Origin of the sequence: Delftia sp. K82 (assembly GCF_002193035.1) — a bacterium.
Lineage (GTDB): Bacteria > Pseudomonadota > Gammaproteobacteria > Burkholderiales > Burkholderiaceae_C > Comamonas > Comamonas acidovorans.
The window spans coordinates 1,023,937-1,041,923 of the sequence record NZ_MYFL01000001.1 but is presented as its reverse complement, the minus strand read 5'-3'; the positions used below and the strand labels follow the sequence as shown (position 1 = coordinate 1,041,923).

At 66.8% G+C, this 17,987-nt stretch carries 15 protein-coding genes, 1 other RNA gene and 1 pseudogene; 5 read left to right on the top strand and 12 right to left on the bottom strand.

Annotated features, from left to right (window positions below; genetic code table 11):
• The 5 genes from KDK82_RS04535 to KDK82_RS04515 all read right to left on the bottom strand — a co-directional run bounded on the left by KDK82_RS04535 (position 1) and on the right by KDK82_RS04515 (position 5,310).
• The gene (locus tag KDK82_RS04535) at positions 1–2,250 is read right to left on the bottom strand and encodes a xanthine dehydrogenase family protein molybdopterin-binding subunit (RefSeq protein ID WP_088164119.1); all 2,250 of its coding nucleotides are present in this window, start codon (positions 2,248–2,250) and stop codon (positions 1–3) included.
• On the bottom strand, positions 2,228–2,674 hold the full coding sequence (locus KDK82_RS04530) for a (2Fe-2S)-binding protein (protein WP_012206692.1): 447 nt from the start codon (positions 2,672–2,674) through the stop codon (positions 2,228–2,230). The genes KDK82_RS04535 and KDK82_RS04530 overlap by 23 nt, the downstream gene beginning before the upstream one ends.
• 51 nt (positions 2,675–2,725) lie before the next feature.
• Positions 2,726–3,811 carry a porin gene (locus KDK82_RS04525; RefSeq protein ID WP_047218951.1) on the bottom strand — a complete coding sequence of 362 codons (1,086 nt, stop codon included), beginning with the start codon at positions 3,809–3,811 and terminating at the stop codon, positions 2,726–2,728.
• 225 nt (positions 3,812–4,036) lie between these two features.
• Positions 4,037–4,483, bottom strand: coding sequence for a ribonuclease HI (gene rnhA / locus KDK82_RS04520; RefSeq protein WP_013801482.1), 447 nt, complete (start codon positions 4,481–4,483; stop codon positions 4,037–4,039).
• The gene (locus KDK82_RS04515; protein WP_013801481.1) at positions 4,480–5,310 is read right to left on the bottom strand and encodes a class I SAM-dependent methyltransferase; all 831 of its coding nucleotides are present in this window, start codon (positions 5,308–5,310) and stop codon (positions 4,480–4,482) included. The genes rnhA and KDK82_RS04515 overlap by 4 nt, the downstream gene beginning before the upstream one ends.
• Between KDK82_RS04515 and gloB the strand changes: the two genes are divergently transcribed.
• Positions 5,309–6,082, top strand: a complete 774-nt coding sequence (gloB, locus tag KDK82_RS04510; RefSeq protein ID WP_012206696.1) for a hydroxyacylglutathione hydrolase — start codon at positions 5,309–5,311, stop codon at positions 6,080–6,082. The two genes, KDK82_RS04515 and gloB, sit on opposite strands and share 2 nt — an antisense overlap.
• Positions 6,082–7,618: pseudogene (locus tag KDK82_RS04505) on the top strand (transglycosylase SLT domain-containing protein). Before gloB ends, KDK82_RS04505 begins: the two are co-directional and overlap by 1 nt.
• 66 nt (positions 7,619–7,684) lie before the next feature.
• On the opposite strand, the gene KDK82_RS04500 reads toward KDK82_RS04505, so the two are convergent.
• The 5 genes from KDK82_RS04500 to dnaX all read right to left on the bottom strand — a co-directional run bounded on the left by KDK82_RS04500 (position 7,685) and on the right by dnaX (position 12,645).
• Positions 7,685–8,713: an ABC transporter substrate-binding protein gene (locus KDK82_RS04500; RefSeq protein WP_224986458.1), complete on the bottom strand. Its 1,029-nt coding sequence runs from the start codon at positions 8,711–8,713 to the stop codon at positions 7,685–7,687.
• A 152-nt stretch (positions 8,714–8,865) separates the two neighbouring features.
• Positions 8,866–9,297, bottom strand: coding sequence for an MAPEG family protein (locus KDK82_RS04495; protein WP_012206699.1), 432 nt, complete (start codon positions 9,295–9,297; stop codon positions 8,866–8,868).
• A 45-nt stretch (positions 9,298–9,342) separates the two neighbouring features.
• Entirely contained in the window at positions 9,343–9,933 is a 591-nt protein-coding gene (gene recR, locus KDK82_RS04490; RefSeq protein ID WP_034396114.1) for a recombination mediator RecR, read from the bottom strand.
• Between the two features lie 145 nt (positions 9,934–10,078).
• Complete coding sequence (locus KDK82_RS04485) at positions 10,079–10,411, bottom strand: YbaB/EbfC family nucleoid-associated protein (protein WP_012206701.1); 333 nt, start codon at positions 10,409–10,411, stop codon at positions 10,079–10,081.
• Between the two features lie 47 nt (positions 10,412–10,458).
• Positions 10,459–12,645 carry a DNA polymerase III subunit gamma/tau gene (gene dnaX / locus KDK82_RS04480; protein WP_088164118.1) on the bottom strand — a complete coding sequence of 729 codons (2,187 nt, stop codon included), beginning with the start codon at positions 12,643–12,645 and terminating at the stop codon, positions 10,459–10,461.
• A gap of 100 nt (positions 12,646–12,745) precedes the next feature.
• Here dnaX and ffs point away from each other — a divergent pair.
• Positions 12,746–12,842, top strand: an RNA gene (gene ffs / locus KDK82_RS04475) — signal recognition particle sRNA small type.
• A 65-nt stretch (positions 12,843–12,907) separates the two neighbouring features.
• On the opposite strand, the gene KDK82_RS04470 is transcribed toward ffs, so the two are convergent.
• A complete protein-coding gene (locus KDK82_RS04470; protein ID WP_088164117.1) occupies positions 12,908–14,284 on the bottom strand; it encodes a TIGR03862 family flavoprotein in 1,377 nt (458 codons plus the stop codon).
• A gap of 271 nt (positions 14,285–14,555) precedes the next feature.
• Here KDK82_RS04470 and trxA point away from each other — a divergent pair, with 271 nt between their 5' ends.
• Entirely contained in the window at positions 14,556–14,888 is a 333-nt protein-coding gene (gene trxA, locus KDK82_RS04465) for a thioredoxin TrxA (protein WP_012206704.1), read from the top strand.
• 266 nt (positions 14,889–15,154) lie between these two features.
• Positions 15,155–16,417, top strand: a complete 1,263-nt coding sequence (rho, locus tag KDK82_RS04460) for a transcription termination factor Rho (RefSeq protein WP_012206705.1) — start codon at positions 15,155–15,157, stop codon at positions 16,415–16,417.
• A 73-nt stretch (positions 16,418–16,490) separates the two neighbouring features.
• Here the strand turns inward: rho and KDK82_RS04455 are convergent, their stop codons facing one another.
• Positions 16,491–17,900, bottom strand: coding sequence for a CoA transferase (locus KDK82_RS04455; RefSeq protein WP_088164116.1), 1,410 nt, complete (start codon positions 17,898–17,900; stop codon positions 16,491–16,493).
• Positions 17,901–17,987 lie beyond the last annotated feature (87 nt).

Here is a 17,987-nt window from a genome sequence, read left to right as displayed (position 1 = left end):
TCAGGTGGACGCGATGTCCTGCGGCAGCGGCATGGAGCGGAACCGGCGGCCGGTGGCATGGAACAGGGCCGTGGCCACGGCGGGCGCCGTGGGGCCCAGGGCCACTTCGCCGCAGCCCTGGGGCGGCCGGTCGCTTTCGACCAGGACCACCTCCACGCGGGGCATTTCGGACAGTTGCAGCAGCGGGTAGTCGTGGAAATTGCTTTGCTGCACCACGCCCTTGTCAAAGCCCAGCCGGCTCTTGAAGGTGTTGGTCAGCGCAAAGCCGATGCCGCCTTCAACATTGGCCTTGACCAGTCCCGGGTTGACCACGCGGCCCGCGTCGATGGCGCAGATGGCGCGCTCCAGCCGCACGCGGCCTTCCACAACACGCAATTCCATGACCAGTGCGACGAAGGTCTGGAAGCTCTCACCCCGCCCCGTGTAGACGTTGAAGGTCATGGCGCGGTGCAGCCCTGCCGGTGCGGGCTGCTCCCAGCGCGCGGCCCGCGCCGCCGCATCCAGCACGCCCAGCGCCAGCGGCTGGCCGGCCAGCAGGCGGCGCCGGTACTGGTAGTCGTCCACGCCTGCGGTGTGGGCCAGCTCGCTGATGAAGCTTTCCAGGAAGAACACGCTGGACGTGGTGCCTACGCTGCGCAAATAGCTCAGCGGTATGGGCTGCTGCACGTCCACGGCATCCACCAGCAGGTTGGGCACGCCGTAGATCAGGTCGTAGATGGACTCGACCATGGTCTCGTCCCAGCCGCCTGCATCGGCCATCTTCTTGGGGTTGATGGCCCCGTACAACGACTGGCCCGAGATGCGTGCATGCAGCGCGGCCGGCATGCCGTCGGCGCCGAGCACGGCGCTCAAGCGCCCCGATGCGCCGGGCCGGTAGTAGGAATGCCGTATGTCGTCCTCGCGCGAGCGGATGACCTTGACGGGCCGGCCCACGGCCTTGGATGCCGCTGCCGCATGCAAGGCGAAGTCGGGCATGTACTTGCGCCCGAAGCTGCCGCCCAGGAACGTGGTGTGCACGATGACCTTGTCCGCAGGCACCCCGCAGGCCTTGCCGAGTTCGCCGCGCAGGAAGTCCTGGCCCTGGTAGGGCCCCCAGGTCTCGACTTCGCCGTCGCGCACATGGACAGTGGCGGCCAGCGGCTCCATGGTGGCGTGCGTGATGTAGGGCGAGTGGTAGTCGGCCGTGATCGGCTTGCCCGCCGCCAGCATTTCGCGCGGCTTGCCCAGGCTGCGGGCAACGACGGCCTTGTCGCTGGCCAGGCCTGCGACGAACTGCGCATGGATGCGCTCGCTGTCCACGCCGGCCGCCGCGCCGGCGTCGAATTCGATGTCCAGCGCGTCGGCGGCCTGCTTGGCGATCCAGTACGAATCGGCCACCACGACAACGGTGCTGGGCTCAGGGTCGGGCCACTGCGTGGTGCGCACGACGGCATGTACGCCGGGGCGCGCGCGCACCTCTGCCTCGTTGCGGATGCGTACGATGCGCCCCGTCACGCTGGGCGCCATGCGCACGGCGCCGATCAGCATGCCGGGCACCTCGACGTCGATGCCGAAGACCGCGCTGCCATCGACCTTGGCCGGGGTGTCCACCCGGCGCAGGTTGCGGCCAATCAGGCCCTGCTCGGAAGCCGACTTCATGCGCGGGCGCGCGGCGATGGACAGCCTGGAAGCCTCGGCCACGATCTCGCCGTAGCCCACGCTGCGGCCCGTCGCGGAGTGCAGCACGCGGCCGGCGCGCGTGCTGCACTGGGATGCCCGCACGCCCAGCCGGGCCGCGCCGGCACGCAGCAGCACATCACGGGCCTGGGCACCGGCCAGGCGCATGCGCTCGTAGAAATAGTTCATCGACATCGACGCGCCCACGAACTGCTGGAACGGCATCTCGCCCGCATCGTTGCGATAGGCGTCGCGCCCCGTGACGAAGCGCACGGTCACGCTGGCCCAGTCGGCATCGAGCTCGTCGGCCAGCACCTGGGGCAGGCCCGTGTAGATGCCCTGGCCCACCTCGCACTGCGACACGCCGATCACCACCTGCCCCGAAGGCTCGATCCAGACCCAGTCGCCGATGGAGGAAGCCGTTGCTGCCGCTGCACCGGCCTCCGCTGGCGCGGCCTGCGCCAGCGGAATCAGCAGGCTGCCGGCAGCAGGGGCCACCAGCAGCGCAGCAGCGCTCTGGAGCAGATGCCTGCGCCGCAGCGAGATGGCAGAGCCGGCCGTGCGGCCCCGTTCATTGCTTGGACGCTGCGGCATGGATGGCCTCCCGGATGCGGTGGTAGGTGGCGCAGCGGCACAGATTGGTCATGGCCTCGTCGATCTGCGCATCGGTGGGCTGTGGATGGGTCTTGAGCAGCGCGGCAGCGGCCATGACCATGCCGGACTGGCAGTAGCCGCACTGCGGCACGTCCTTGTCCATCCAGGCCTTCTGGATAGGGTGGGAACGGTTGCTGGACAGCCCTTCGATGGTCGTGACCGCCTTGCCGCCCACCGTCGAGACGGGCAGCACGCAGGAGCGCACCGGCTCGCCATCGACATGGACCGTGCAGGCTCCGCACATGCTGATGCCGCAGCCGAACTTGGTGCCGGGCAGCTTGAAGTGATCGCGCAGCACCCACAGCAACGGGGTTTGCCCGTCGCCGTCAAAGGCCACGCTTCGGGAATTGAGGGTGAATTTCATCGTGGGGTCTCCAATGCGCCCGCATCGACCGGGCTGCATGTCTCATGCCTCTCAGAACGAGTGGTGTATGCCTGCCGCAATCACGGTCTGCGTGCGCCCGCTGGCAACGCCCACGGAATTCATCGCCGCCACGCCATCCGAGGCGCGCTGGTGCGTGACCGAGGCATGCAGCTGCGTGCGTTTGGAGAAGGCGTAGCGCGCGCCCAGGTGGACCTGGTTCCACTTCGTCTGCTCGAAGCGGCTGAAGGAGTAGCCCGTGTTGATGGTCACGGACTGGCTGGTCTGCCAGGCCAGGCCCAGGTCAAGGGCACTCATGTTGCTGGAGGCCCCGCCGTATTTGAGCGTGGAGCGCGTCAGCAGCGCGTTGAGCCGGACCGGAAGCGCATCGAGCTGGTAACCGCCGCCGATGCCCAGCACCTGGAAGGTATCGAGCACCAGCGGCCGGCCCGCCACCAGGTCCTGGCCCAGCGCGTTCGCCAGGCCCGTGCGCCCGGCGATATCGAAGGCACGGCCACGCGCATCGGTGTAGGCCACGGCCAGATTGAGCTTGGCACTGGAATAGCTGCCCATGACGCTGTAGGTACGGTTGGCCTGCGAGCGACCCGGCACCTCGCCAAAGCCGTACTGCGCGCCGAACTGCATCCCGCCCATGCTGGGCGTCAGGTAGACCACGGAGTTGTCCACCGGAAACTGGCTGGACAGGCCGTCCAGGTTGCCCGGGTGGTAGAGATAGAAGTTGTAGAGCTGGTAGCCGTTGCCCCACTGGCTCAGCGTGCCGGCCGTGAAATCGACCTGGCGACCCAGCCGCACCGAGCCCATCGACGCGCTGTCCAGACCCACCCAGGAAGCCCGGTTGAAGTAGCTGGTCGGCGAGATCGGCGAGCCGATGTCCGTGAGGAATCCGTTCTCCAGCTGGAACGAGGCCTTCATGCCACCGCCCAGGTCCTCGGAGCCGCGCAGGCCCCAGAGGTCAGGCTGGGAAATGGCCGAATCCATGCGCGTCAGCCGGCTCCCGCGCACATCGCTGATCCAGGGCATGGTCAGGTCCATGCTGCCGTACAGCGTCACCGAACTCTGGGCCAGCGCCGCTCCCGCGCCGCCCAGCATCGCCAATGCGGCAATTGCTTTGTATTTCATCGCAAGGCTCTTTCATCGTGAGATGGGTAAAAAAATTCCACAAGTGGCAATTTTGAACACCACGCCACGGAAGATGCTTGGCAAGGCGCGAACTAATTTCCACTTATGGAAATATTAGCTGCGCGGGCCGAATTCTGGTTCTGGGGTTTTCATCTACCGCGTTGTAGGTAGGTCTCGGAAGATGGAAGCAAGGGACGGGCATTGCACCCGCCCCGCACCAGGCGCTCAGCGCCCCAGTGCCTGGTCCACACCCTTGTTGGCCAGGGCGTCTGCCCGCTCGTTGCCAGGGTCGCCTGCGTGGCCCTTGACCCAGCGCCAGTCGATGCGGTGGCCACCACCCTGGACCAGGGCGTCCAGCCGCTGCCACAGCTCTACGTTCTTGACCGGCTCCTTGGAGGCCGTCTTCCAGCCCTTGGCCTTCCAGCCATGGATCCATTCGGTGATGCCCTTGAGCACGTACTGGCTGTCGATGTAGAGCACCACATCGCAGGGCCGCCTGAGCGCGGACAGCGCCTCGATCACGGCCATCATCTCCATGCGGTTGTTGGTCGTGTTCAGCTCGCCGCCGAACAGCTCTTTCCTGGCGCTGCCGGCCTCCAGCACCACGCCCCAGCCGCCGGGGCCCGGATTGCCCTTGCAGGCGCCGTCCGTGTAGATAACAACTTGATTCAAAAAATTTCCTTGGGTTGAATGGCCCGGCCTTCAGGCCGGTTGGAATGCGGATCGCTGCCCTGCACCGCCTGCGCCGGCATGCGGTGGGCCACAGGCACGGAGGCGCCCGACACGGCTGCGCGGCCACGCCAGGCAGGCTCCAGCATGCGTGCGCCCGGCACGCGCTTGACGGCCACCACGCAGTACACGCCGCCCAGCATGGGCCAGCCCAGCCGCCCCACGCGGTCCATGAACTGCCAGCGCCGCAGCCAGCGATCCGTCTGCACGGCAGGACGATAGCAGCCGAACTGCACGGCCTCGATCTCGAAGGCCAGCAATCGCAGCCAGTCGCGCAGCCGCCAGTAGCCCACGCCCCAGCCCACATCGGGCAGATACACGCCGCGCTCGGCACGGCGCTGCACGCCCAGCAGACTGGCGGGGTTGAGCCCGCACACGACGATACGGCCCTCGGGCATCAGCACCCTGGCCGCCTCGCGCAACACGGCATGGGGGTCCGGCGAGGTCTCCAGCGTGTGCGGCATGACGACGAGGTCGAGGCTGGCCTCGGAAAACGGCAGCGCGGCCGGATCGGCCAGCAGCGCCACGGGCACCTCCAGCGGCGGCACTGCCTCGGCTGGCACCGCATCCTGCATGGAATCCAGGGCCAGCCAGCGGTGCGGCATGCGATTGGCGCGCAGCCCCTGGAGCATGGGCATGCCCAACTGCAGGCTGTGATAGCCGAAAATATCGGCCACCGCCTCGTCGCAGCGCTGCTGCTCCCATTCCAGCAGGTAGTGGCCGAGGGCAGATTGCGTCCAGTGATGCGTCCCTATAATTTTGCTGCTCATGAACCTGTTGCCCATCCCCGCTTTTTCCGACAACTACATCTGGCTGCTGTACGACGCAGGGCAAGCCCTGGTCGTCGATCCCGGCGATGCAGCGCCCGTGCTGGCCAGCCTGCGCCAGCTGGACTTGCAGTTGCAGGGCATTTTAGTCACCCACCACCATGCCGATCATGTCGGCGGCGTGGCGCAGCTGCGCCAGGCCACGGGCGCCCAGGTCTGGGGCCCCGCCTACGAGCAGTTGCCCGAACCCGTGCAGCGCGTGCAGGGTGGCGATACCGTGCAGGCCCTGGGCGGCCCCTGGCAGGTCATTGACGTGCCCGGCCACACCAGCGGCCACATCGCCTTCTACAGCACGGCGGCGCAGGCGCAGCCCGTGCTGTTCTGCGGGGATACGCTGTTTTCAGGGGGGTGCGGGCGCCTGTTCGAAGGCACGCCGCAGCAGATGCAGCAATCGCTGGACGATCTGGCCGCGCTGCCGGACAACACCCTGGTCTGCTGCGCACATGAGTACACAATGTCCAACCTGCGCTTTGCGCAGGCCGTGGAACCAAACAACCAGGCCCTGGCTCACTACCAGAGGCATTGTCAGGCGTTGCGCGAGGCCGGCCGGCCCACGCTGCCTTCCCTGATGGAGACCGAGCGCTCCATCAATCCCTTTCTTAGAACGCGCGAATCCGCAGTGGCCGCCGCCGCCGCAGGCTTCGACGCACAGGTGAGACAGCAGGACCCCGCCAGCGTGCTGGCCGGCCTGCGCCAATGGAAAAACGTCTTCTGATGAAACTGCTACACACCCTGCTGCTGGGCAGCCTGCTGGCTCTTGCGGGCTGCGCCACCACCAGCAGCCCGGACCTGGCCAGCACGGCCCCCGCCCCCAGCACCGCACCGCACTCCCCGATGTACCCCAACGGACCGCTGAGCCCGCTGGGCACAGGCAGCGCCGGCAACGGCGGCGTGGCCTCGCTGGAGACCACGGGCGATCTGTGGGTACGCATTCGGCAGGGCTTTGCCATGCCCGACCTGGACCAGGATCTGGTCAAGGACCGCGAGCAGTGGTATGCCAGCCGGCCCGACTACATACAGCGCATGACCGAGCGCTCCAGCAAGTACCTGTTCCACATCGTCGAGGAACTGGAGCGGCGCAACATGCCCACCGAGCTGGCGCTGCTGCCCTACATCGAGAGCGCCTTCAACCCGCAGGCCGTCTCCACCGCCAAGGCGGCCGGCATGTGGCAGTTCATGCCGGCCACCGGCACCTATTTCGACCTCAAGCAAAACGCCTTCCGCGACGACCGCCGCGACGTGCTGGCCTCCACGCGCGCCGCGCTGGACTACCTGCAAAAGCTCTACGACATGTTTGGCGACTGGCACCTGGCCCTGGCCGCCTACAACTGGGGCGAAGGCAGCGTGGGCCGCGCCATCAAGCGCAACGAGAAGCTGGGCCTGCCCACGGGCTACACCGACCTGCAGATGCCGGCCGAGACCCGCATGTACGTGCCCAAGCTGCAGGCCGTCAAGAACATCGTGGCCAACCCCGATGCGTTCAACACCGAGCTGCCGCTGATCGAGAACCACCCCTACTTCCAGACCGTCACCATCACCCGTGACATCGACGTGGAACTGGTGGCCAAGCTGGCCGACGTGTCGACCGATGACTTCAAGGCGCTGAATCCCAGCTTCCGCAAGCCGGTGATCTTTGCGGCCGGCACGCCGGAAATCCTGCTGCCCTGGGACAACGCCAAGGTGTTCCGCCGCAACATGCAGGCCTTCGACGAAGGCCAGTACGCGAGCTGGACCGTGTGGACCGTGCCTTCCACCATCAGCGTGGCCGAGGCGGCCCAGCGCGTGGGCCTGGGCGAGTCCGACCTGCGCGCCCTCAACAACATCCCCCCCGCGCATGCTGATCAAGGCCGGCTCCGCGCTCATGGTGCCGCGCGGCGCCAACGTGCGTGCCGACGTGGCCGGCCACGTGGCCGACAACGGCCAGATCAGCTTTGCCCCCGAGATCGTCACGCGCCGCACCACCATCAAGGCCCGCAAGCGCGACACGCTCATCAGCGTGGCCAACCGCTACGGCGTCAGCGCGTCCAATCTGGCGGACTGGAATGACCTGAAGTCCTCCGCCACCCTGCATGCCGGCCAATCGCTGGTGGCCTACCTGCCGGTGCGCGCCAGCAGCGGCGGCAATGCCCGGGCGGCCAAGTCCACCGGAACCGCACGCAAGGTGGCCGTTCAGCCGCAAAACCGCAACGCCAAGGTGTCGGTCACCACGGCGCCGCGTGGGGGCAAGCCATCCAAGGTGAAAAAGCGCTGAAGGCACCCTCACTGCCCCCTCCACAGAGCCCGCTTTCGCGGGCTCTTTTGCGTACGGCCCGGGGGCTCAGGTGTGGAAACGCTGGCGGGACTGCCGCACGAATTCGTTGGTGAACGAGCGCTCCAGGTCGATACCGCTGCGCGCCAGCGCAGGGTTGAGCCGGACCAGGGCGCGCAGGGCCGTGGCAGGCCCGTCATCGGGCATCAGGCCATCGGGCGAGATGGTGGTGCGCATGTGCTCGAAGGCCGACAGATAGGCGCGCCGCGAACCCAGCAGATAGGGTGCAGGCACGGCCCTGAGCACATCCATGGGCGCGGCGGTCTGCAGCCACTTGAGCGATCGGACCATGGCATTGCTCAGCGCCTGGGCCTTGGCCGGGTTCTTGCGCAAAAAGGCCTGGGTCGCGTACAGCGTGCCCGAGGGCATGGAGCCGCCGTACAGCTGCGCGCTGCTGCGCAGATCACGCAGGTCTCTGACGATGCGCACGGCACCCTTGTCCTCCAGCACGCTCATCAGCGGGTCCGCATGGCAAAGCGCATGCACGCGCCCGGTGCGCAGCGCCTCCATGGCGTCAGGCCCCGAGCCCACACCCACCAATTGCACCAGATCGGCCTCCAGACCATCGCCCAGCAGCATCAGTTGCACGGCCCGGGCCGTGGATGCGCCCAGCGAGGACACGCCCACGCGCCGCCCGCGCAGGTCGGCCAGCGTCTGGTAGCGCGGCATCCAGCGCGAGGACACGCCCAGCGCAATCTGCGGCGCACGCCCCTGCACGACAAAGGCACGCAGCACACTGCCGCGCTGCTGCGCGACAAGCGTGTGTTCATAGGCACCCGCGCACACATCGGCGGCGCCCGATTCCAGCGCCTGCAGCGACTGCGACCCGCCCGGATAGTCATCGATGCGCACGGTCAGGCCCTCGGCCTCGAAGTAGCCCAGTTGCTGGGCAATCACCAGCGGCAGGTAATACAGCAGGCCCTGACCGCCCACGGAAATCGTCACCAGCTCGGCCGAACCGAGGGAAGGAAGCGACCAAAGGGAACCCAGCCCCATGAGGCTCAACAAGGTTCGGCGATCAAGCACGTGGGAAGACATGATGGTTATTTTGCTGCAGTGCAACACGATCATGCCCAGAGCCCGCATGCACAGCATCGGTGCTTGCCCGTATGTGAAACACCGTAGGCTTCAGGGCCAGCACGGCGCGCGATGAACACGCGCCCGGCCCTCACCCAGGCCTCACCCAGGCCTCAGCGGTAGCCCGCGAAAAACAGCAGCAGATTCACCACCAGCGCCAGCGCCCAGGCCAGACTGCGCAGCGTGGCGCGGTCCGTCACATAGAAGGCGATGTAGGCAATGCGCAACACAACAAAGGCCACGGCCAGGCCATCGACACGCGCGGACGGTGCACCCAATTGCCAGGCAACCAGCAAGGCGCCAATGAAGAAAGGCAGGCACTCGAAGCTATTGGCCTGCGCCGCGTTGGCCCGTGCCTGGTAGCCCGTCTGCTGCGCCAGCCAGGCCCGGGGTTCGTGGTTGTCGAAACCGCGCTGCCCCGGCCGGTGCTTCATGCCGGGCGCCTTGGCGATGTAGGCGCAGGCCAGCGGCAGCAGGGCCGCCACCAGCAGGCACCAATGCGCTATGGAGAAGCCGCCGGGCGGCAGGATGACAGAGGTCGGCATACAGGCTCCTGATGAATAGACAAGAAACGCCAGCCGCCTCGGCCACTACCGGCGGTCCACCAGCGCATGGGCGATCGTACCCAGGTCCACGTATTCGAGTTCGCTGCCTATGGGCACGCCGCGCGCCAGGCGCGTCACATGGATGCCGCGCGCCTTCAGGGCCTCGCTGATCGCATGGGCCGTGGCCTCGCCTTCCGCCGTGAAGCTGGTGGCCAGGATCACCTCCTGCACCTTGCCGTCGCCGGCACGCTCCAGCAGGGATGACAGGTTCAGATCGCGCGGACCTATGCCGTCGAGTGGCGACAGCCGCCCCATCAGCACGTAGTAATAGCCCTGGTAGGCACCCGTGCGCTCCATGGCCGCCATATCGGCGGGCGCCTCCACCACGCACAGCCGGGCCGCGTCGCGCCCTTCATCCTGGCAGATGGAGCAGATGCGGCCTTCGGTGAAGGTATGGCAGCGCTCGCAGTGGGTGACCGACTCCACGGCCATGGTCAGGGCACGGGCCAGTTGCCGCGCGCCGTCCTGGTCGCGCTGCAGCAGGTGGAAGGCCATGCGCTGCGCCGACTTGATGCCCACACCCGGGAGCCTGCGCAAGGCCTCGATCAGGCCATCGAGCGATTGCACGTCCGACATGGCAGCTTCCTTTCAATGGAGAAGGGTCTCAGAAAAAAAGCGATCTGCAGGGGCAGATCGCTCGATGGCCACTCCACACGAGTGGGCAGCAGGAGAAGCCGGCATGGCCTCTCCAGGCTGTTCGGCACAACCGCTGGGGCCTGCCTCAGAACGGGAACTTCATGCCGCCCGGCAGGCCGGGCATGCCGGCCGTGAGCTTGCCCATCTTCTCGTTGGAAGTCTCTTCGGCCTTGCGCACGGCGGCGTTGAAGGCGGCAGCCACCAGGTCTTCCAGCATGTCCTTGTCCTCGGCCAGCAGGCTGGGGTCGATGGTGATGCGCTTGACATCGTGCTTGCAGGTCATGACCACCTTCACGAGGCCCGCGCCAGACTCGCCTTCCACCTCGATGTTGCCCAGTTCATCCTGGGCCTTCTTGAGGTTGTCCTGCATGGCCTGGGCTTGCTTCATCAGGCCGGCCAGTTGTCCTTTGTTGAACATGTGAGTTCCTTCTTCTGTAGGGTAAAAACGAAACGCTCTAGAGCGTGTCAGGGCTGAATGGATACGGGCTTGATACTGCCGGGCACGATTTTCGCGCCATGGCTGCGGATCAGGGTCTGCACCAGAGAATGATTCATCACGATGTCTTCTGCAATGCGCTGGCGCTCATGGCTGGCCACCGCATTGCGCCGCGCGGGGCTGTCTGCCACGGCGCCCTGCTCGACATGCAGTTGCCGCGCCAGGCCAGCGGCCTCCAGCGCCGCACGCAGGCGCTCGCGCGTGGCGGGCTGCGCCAGCGAGCTGCTTTCCACGCGCAGCGTCCATGCATCGCCATCGCGTGCTACCAGTTGCGACTGCAGCGCCAGCTGCCGTGCCAGCGCCGTGACGGCCTCGGCCTGCACCAGTTGCTGGACGGCAGCGTGCCAGACATCGCCATCGGGCGTGCGCTCCACGGTCGGCGCGGGAGGCGCAGCGGGGGACTGGCGGCCACGTTCGGGAGCGAAGTCCTGCACATCGATCTGAGTGTCGATCTGCGGTTCGGCCTGCCGTGCCACGGCAGCGGCAGGCGGCTCCAGGGCCAGATCTCCGTCATCGCTCCAGCGGCCTTCGTCGGCCCAGCCTTCATCGGGCATCCCGGCCCAGGCACCCTCGTCCGGTGCATCGGCATCCTGCGCCTGCGGCGCCTCATCGGCAGAAGAGTCTTCGTCTTCCTGCACATCGTCCACGGGCTCGTCCACAGGCTCGTCCAGGGGCTCTTGGGCGACACCGGCGGCCGGCTTCACCTCTGGAGCAGCGGAAGGCCTGGCCTCCTGGACAGGCGCAAGCACAGGTTCCGGCCTGGCAACTGCGGCCACGGCCACGGGCGCCTGAACAGGCGCTGGAGCCGCAACGGCTTGCACCACGGGAGCGACCACGGCGGGCGCAGCGGTCGCGGGAGATGCGACAGGCGCGACAGGAGCAGGAGGCGCGACCGGGACGGGCATGGCCGCCTTGGCTGGCACAGCGGGAGCCTCGGGCACAGCGGGCTGTGCGGGCCGCGTCTGCGCCACGGGCGCGGGAGATTCAGGCTTCGCCGTGGAGGGGGTCAGCGCTGGAGTTTTTTTTTCAGCCGCGCCCGGGGCGGGCTCTGCAGATTGCGGCTTGAACGCCAGCAGCCGCAGCAGCGCCATGGTCAGCGCCGCGTACTCGTCGGGTGCCAGGCCCAGTTCGGCCCGGCCATGCAGACAGATGCTGTAGAGCAGCTGGGTTTCGTCGCGCGGCATCAGCACCGCAAGGCGGGCGATCTCTGCGGCCTCTGGATCGCTGGCGTCGGCGGCCATCTGCGGCACGGCCTGTGCCACGGCCATGCGCTGCAGCACGGCGCACATTTCCTCCAGCGTGGAGGCGGCGGACAGGCCATTGCGGCGCAGCGCCTCGGAGGTTTCCACCACCACCTGGCCATCGGCCTGGGCAAGTGCCTCGATCAGGCGGAACACATGGCTGCGGTCCACGCTGCCCAGCATCTGGCGCACCGTGGCCTCCTGCAGCTGTCCGCTGCCAAAGGCAATCGCCTGGTCGGTCAGCGACAGCGCATCGCGCATGGAGCCACGCGCGGCGCGCGACAGCAGGCGCAGGGCCTGGGGCTCGGAGGCCACGCCTTCCTGCCCCAGCACCTGGCCCAGATGCTCCAGCACGGTCTCGGGCGCCATGGGCCGCAGGTTGAACTGCAGGCAGCGGCTGAGCACGGTCACGGGCACCTTCTGCGGATCAGTGGTGGCCAGCACGAACTTCAGGTATTCGGGCGGCTCCTCCAGCGTCTTGAGCATGGCGTTGAAGGCCGTGTTCGTGAGCATGTGCACTTCGTCGATCATGAAGACCTTGAAGCGTCCCTGCACCGGCTTGTAGACAGCCTGCTCCAGCAGGCTCTGCACCTCGTCCACGCCACGGTTGGAGGCAGCGTCCAGCTCCGTGTAGTCGGGAAAGCGCCCGCTGTCGATTTCGGTACAGGCCGCACAGACGCCGCAGGGCGTTGCCGTGATGCCGCCCTGGCCATCGGCGCCCTGGCAGTTGAGCGACTTGGCCAGAATGCGCGAGACCGTGGTCTTGCCCACGCCGCGCGTGCCGGTGAACAGATAGGCATGGTGCAGGCGCTGCTGCGTCAGGGCATTGGTGAGCGCCTGAACGACATGCTCCTGCCCCACCATTTCAGAGAAATTGCGGGGGCGGTATTTGCGGGCCAGCACAAGATAAGACATCCCGCGATTCTACGGGGCTGGGCGCCCTTGCCTGAGGCGACCCGGGTTTGGCCGGCCATGTCGTCCGGGCGGCCCGGTGTTTGCCCCTATAATCGAGAGTGACGGGCCTCCTCGCATGGGGAAGCGGCCAACCGGGTCAGGTGGGGAACCAAGCAGCCCTAACCGTGAAACCAGTGCCGAGGGCAAGGCTCGTCACCTTCATTGAACAGCAGGCCCTGCGGGCGCCTGCCCCGTCCAGGCCCGCTGCGGCACCCACTCCTCCTTAACGCTCTGCGCCATCCACCTTGAGATAGCGCGCAACGCCTTGCGCCGCCTGCAGGCCGCTGGCCATGCACGCCGTCAGCAGGTAGCCGCCCGTGGGAGCCTCCCAGTCCAGCATCTCGCCGGCGCAGAAAACGCCAGGAGCGGCTGCGCACATGCCGTTGGCGTCCAGAGCTTCCAGCCGCACGCCGCCTGCCGTGCTGATGGCCTCGTCAATGGGTCGGGCCGCCACCACGGTGATGGGCAGGGCCTTGATGGCATGGGCCAGCCGCACAGGGTCGCCCACACCTTCCTTGCCCAGCACCTCATGCAACACGGCGGCCTTGATGCCGTCCAGGCCCAGGCGCCCCTTCAGATGGCTGGCCAGGCTGCGCGAGCCGCGCGGATGGCGCACTTCCACCAGCACGCGCTCGGGCGTCAACTGGGGCAGCAGGTCGAGATGGACGGTGGCCTGCCCGTCGCGCGCAATGGCTTCGCGCAGCGCCGCAGAGACGGCATAGATCAGGCTGCCTTCCACGCCCGTGGTCGTGGCAATGAATTCGCCCTTGCGCGAGAAAACATGGCCCTTGCCATCATCAAAGGACAGCGCCACCGACTTGAAGGGCTGGCCCGCAAAGCGCTCGGTGAAATAAGGACTCCAGCCGCGCGCAGGCTGGGGGCTGGCGCCCAGCAGCTCGGCCATGAACTCCCGGCGATCGATCTGTCCGCCCGAGGCCGCGCCATCCAGACCCACATCGAACCCGCAGTTGGAAGGCTTCAACGCAGCGACTTCAACACCGCGCTGCTCCAGCAAGGGCAGCCAGGCGCCATCCGAGCCCAGGCGCGCCCAGCTGCCACCGCCCAATGCCAGCACAACGGCCCTTGCCCGCACCTGCAGCCGCCCTTCGGGTGTATCAAAGCCCAGCGCATCGCCGTCTTGCCAGCCCACCCAGCGGTGGCGCGTGTGCAGCACCACGCCCTGGGTCTGCAGACGCACCAGCCAGGCACGCAGCAAGGGCGCAGCCTTCATGTCCTTGGGGAATACGCGGCCCGAGCTGCCCACAAAGGTTTCCACGCCCAGTTCACCGGCCCAGGCACGCAGTTGATCCGGCGACAGCAGCTCCAGCCAGCGCGACACCTCGGCACTGCGCTCGCCGTAGCGGGAGACAAAGGCGGGCAGGTTTTCGGAATGGGTCAGGTTGAGCCCGCCCTTGCCTGCCATGAGGAACTTGCGCCCAGCGGAGGACTTGGCCTCGAACACATGGACATCCAGCCCCTTGCCGGCCAGCCCTTCGGCCGCCATCAGGCCCGCAGGCCCCGCACCGATCACCGCCACATCGCAGTCCATCGTGCGCGCTGCCGCACCGGGTTCAAAAGCATCCATCACATCAGTTTCCATTCCATGCTCGCATTCAACTTGGCGCTGCCGGCCGGCACATATGCCTGCAGCGCGGGCGCGCAGAATACCCTGCCGCAGGCCGGTCTGCGCGCAGGCGCCACTAATTCCCGGAGTCCCGGCAACCCTGTCGCCACCCCATAAACAGCTATGACAGTCATAGCATTGAGCTACCGCCCATACGGTGCAGCAGGTGATAGGTTTCTGTCACAATCTTTTTGCGGTGCGGATTTTCCTGCGCCTTCCTCATTGCGAAAAATCAAGGACTCCACCCATGGCCAGCGAACTGATCAAACACATCTCCGACGCAAGCTTTGAAGCCGACGTCTTGCAGCCTGGCACCACGGTGCTGGTCGATTACTGGGCCGAATGGTGCGGCCCCTGCAAGATGATCGCCCCCATCCTCGACGAAGCAGCGCAGACCTACAAGGAAAAGCTGTCCATCGCCAAGATGAATGTGGACGAGAACCGCGAGATTCCTGCCAAGTTCGGCATCCGCGGCATTCCCACGCTGATGCTGTTCAAGGATGGCCAGCTTGCCGCCACCAAGGTGGGCGCCCTCAACAAGGCACAGCTGTCCGCTTTCCTGGAACAGCACCTGGCCTGATTCCCCCGACGGCCCCGCACACGGGGCCGTCACAGATGCGGGCCGGCGTTGGCCGCAGCACCGCATCGCACTGGCGCATAAACGAGGCGCCAGCGCAAATTTCCCTGTGACCTTCGGATTTTTTCCTGTCATAATGCCCTTCATCACCGGCCTTATGCATTGAAGGCCGCGCTGAGACCCTCAGGCAAGCCAGCCCACTTCCACAGTGTTTCGCTTGGCTCAACGCCTTCCCCTGGTTTCTTTCCACTCCGTTCTGGAGTCACTCCATGCACCTTAATGAACTCAAGGCACTGCACGTGTCTGAAGTCCTGAAGCAGGCCGAAGCGCTTGAGATCGAAAACGTCGGTCGCATGCGCAAGCAAGAGTTGATGTTCGCCATCATCAAAAAGCGAGCCAAGGCAGGCGAACAAGTGTTCGCCGACGGCGTGCTGGAAATCCTGCCGGACGGTTTCGGCTTTCTGCGCAGCCCCGACACCAGCTATACGGCCAGCACCGACGACATCTACATCTCGCCCAGCCAGGTCCGCCGCTTCAACCTGCACACCGGCGACATGATCGAAGGTGAAGTGCGCACGCCCAAGGATGGCGAGCGCTACTTCGCACTGACCAAGCTCGACTCCGTCAACGGCGGCTCGCCCGAGCAGAACAAGCACAAGGTGCTGTTCGAGAATCTGACCCCCCTGTTCCCCACCCAGCAGCTGCGCCTGGAGCGCGAGATCAAGGGTGAGGAGAACATCACCGGCCGCATCATCGACATCATCGCCCCCATCGGCCGCGGCCAGCGCGCGCTGATCGTCGCACCGCCCAAGAGCGGCAAGACCATGATGATGCAGAGCATCGCCCATTCCATCACGGCCAACCATCCCGACGTGCACCTGATGGTGCTGCTGGTCGATGAGCGCCCCGAAGAAGTGACCGAGATGCAGCGCTCGGTCAAGGGCGAAATCATCGCCTCCACCTTCGACGAGCCCGCCACGCGCCACGTGCACGTGGCCGAGATGGTGATCGAGCGCGCCAAGCGCCTGGTCGAGCTCAAGAAGGACGTGGTCATCCTGCTGGACTCCATCACCCGCCTGGCCCGCGCCTACAACAACGTCGTGCCCTCGTCGGGCAAGGTGCTGTCGGGCGGCGTGGACTCCAACGCCCTGCAGCGTCCCAAGCGCTTCTTCGGCGCGGCACGCAATGTGGAAGAAGGCGGCTCGCTGACCATCATCGCCACGGCCCTGGTCGATACCGGCAGCCGCATGGACGAAGTGATCTTCGAAGAGTTCAAGGGCACGGGCAACAGCGAACTGGCCCTGAACCGCCGCCTCTACGAGAAGCGCGTGTTCCCCGCCATCGAACTCAACAAGAGCGGCACACGCCGCGAAGAACTGCTGCTGGCTCCCGAGATCCTGCAAAAGACCCGCATCCTGCGCCAGTTCATGTACAACATGGACGAGATCGAGGCCATGGAGCTGATGATCAAGAACATGCGGGCCACGAAGACCAACGTGGACTTCTTCGACATGATGCGCCGCGGCGGCTGATCGCAGAGATCCAGCCCACGGCCCCCACAGACGCCTCGCTCACGCGGGGCGTTTTGCGTTCCAGCCGCCCGTCTCACCACGCTGCGGCAGACGTGCCCAGCGCACAGGCCGCGCGCTCCCAATGCATGGGCGCACCCGCCACCTCCACCGGCGTCCGCAGGCGCCGCGCCGCGCCCCAGGAGGTCGCCTCGATCGCCGCGCTGAAATCCTCGGCACCGTTCACCGGCGCCAGCGGGCAGGCATCCGGGTCGCCTACGCCATGTCCCGCCAGAAGATGGGCCGTGCGCGCCAACGAGGCGCGCACCGTGCTGCCGCCCTGCCCCTGCATGCGCCGTACCAGTGCCATCACCACAGCGGCAGCCATCAGATAGCCGGTGGCGTGGTCCAGCGCCTGCAGCGGCAGCGGCGTGGGCCGGTCACGGCCCAGCCGGTGCATGCCTGCATCGGCAATGCCGGCGCTCATCTGCACCAGGCTGTCGAATCCGCGCCGCTGCTGCCAGGGCCCGCTCCATCCATAGGCGTTGAGCGATACATCGATGAGCGAGGGATTCAGCCGACGGCGCCACGCGGCCCCGAATCCCAGCCCCTCCAGCGCACCGTCCCGGTAACCATGGACCAGCACGTCGGCGCCGGCCAGCAGTTGCTCGAACACGGCACGATCCTGGGGCGCCCGCAGGTCCAGCCGGGCACAGCGCTTGCCCAGCGTGACTTCAGGCACCGTACCCGGCTCCTCCCAACCGGGCGGATCGATGCGCAGCACCTCGGCACCATGGCCCGCCAGCCAGCGCGTGGCGGCGGGACCGGCCAGGATGCGCGTCAGATCCAGCACGCGCAGCCCCTGCAGCGGCCGCTGCGCCGATGGCTGCCACGCATCAGCACTGAAACTGAAGGCCCGGCCCGGCTGCGGATGCACCTGCCACGCCAGCAAAGGCTCCTGCTGCACGGCCTGCCCCTGCGGATGCGCAGCCCAGGCAGCCAGCCCACGCATGGCGGCGGCACAGCCACCCTGCGCGACAACGGCCGACTCCAATTCATGCGCCGTCCAGCGGCTGACCGCCGTCGCTACAGCCTCCCGATCAGCCGGCGTGTCGAGCACGGCCAGTGCTGCTGCGCGGTGGTGGGGCGCATTGGTATGCAGGCGGATCCAGCCATCGGCCGTCCGGTAGTCACCGGCCACGGCGTCCCACAGCGCGGGCATCTCCCAGCCCAGTGGATGCAGGCTGCTGCCAAACCACAGGGACGCGAGCCTGCGGTCCACCACCACCTGCGGCGCGGCAGCGCCGCATTCGGCCACCAGCTCGGAGATGGCAAGGCCTGCCACACCCAGGCTGGCCGCCGCCAGATCGGAGACCGGGAACACAGAGGCCAAGGCACCTTGCCCGCGCATCTCCAGACGGTGCAGCGCGCCTTGGGCACCTTCCAGTGCCGCCCAGATCTGGGCGGCGCAGTGATCAAAAGCGCAAGGGGACGGAAGACTGGACATGGAGCACTCCTGGCAACGGAAACAAGGGTTGGAACCCGCACCATAGATTTCCAGAAAATATTGTCAATATTGATTAAATAAATCAAC

Excerpts from the sequence above, each read along its gene's own strand:
- gloB (WP_012206696.1), top strand. The coding sequence starts at position 5,309 with ATGAACCTGTTGCCCATCCCCGCTTTTTCCGACAACTACATCTGGCTG.
- KDK82_RS04535 (WP_088164119.1), bottom strand. The coding sequence starts at position 2,250 with ATGCCGCAGCGTCCAAGCAATGAACGGGGCCGCACGGCCGGCTCTGCC.
- KDK82_RS04530 (WP_012206692.1), bottom strand. The coding sequence starts at position 2,674 with ATGAAATTCACCCTCAATTCCCGAAGCGTGGCCTTTGACGGCGACGGG.
- recR (WP_034396114.1), bottom strand. The coding sequence starts at position 9,933 with ATGTCGGACGTGCAATCGCTCGATGGCCTGATCGAGGCCTTGCGCAGG.
- KDK82_RS04485 (WP_012206701.1), bottom strand. The coding sequence starts at position 10,411 with ATGTTCAACAAAGGACAACTGGCCGGCCTGATGAAGCAAGCCCAGGCC.
- KDK82_RS04515 (WP_013801481.1), bottom strand. The coding sequence starts at position 5,310 with ATGAGCAGCAAAATTATAGGGACGCATCACTGGACGCAATCTGCCCTC.
- KDK82_RS04525 (WP_047218951.1), bottom strand. The coding sequence starts at position 3,811 with ATGAAATACAAAGCAATTGCCGCATTGGCGATGCTGGGCGGCGCGGGA.
- dnaX (WP_088164118.1), bottom strand. The coding sequence starts at position 12,645 with ATGTCTTATCTTGTGCTGGCCCGCAAATACCGCCCCCGCAATTTCTCT.
- trxA (WP_012206704.1), top strand. The coding sequence starts at position 14,556 with ATGGCCAGCGAACTGATCAAACACATCTCCGACGCAAGCTTTGAAGCC.
- KDK82_RS04455 (WP_088164116.1), bottom strand. The coding sequence starts at position 17,900 with ATGTCCAGTCTTCCGTCCCCTTGCGCTTTTGATCACTGCGCCGCCCAG.
- KDK82_RS04470 (WP_088164117.1), bottom strand. The coding sequence starts at position 14,284 with ATGGAAACTGATGTGATGGATGCTTTTGAACCCGGTGCGGCAGCGCGC.
- rho (WP_012206705.1), top strand. The coding sequence starts at position 15,155 with ATGCACCTTAATGAACTCAAGGCACTGCACGTGTCTGAAGTCCTGAAG.
- KDK82_RS04500 (WP_224986458.1), bottom strand. The coding sequence starts at position 8,713 with ATGTCTTCCCACGTGCTTGATCGCCGAACCTTGTTGAGCCTCATGGGG.
- KDK82_RS04495 (WP_012206699.1), bottom strand. The coding sequence starts at position 9,297 with ATGCCGACCTCTGTCATCCTGCCGCCCGGCGGCTTCTCCATAGCGCAT.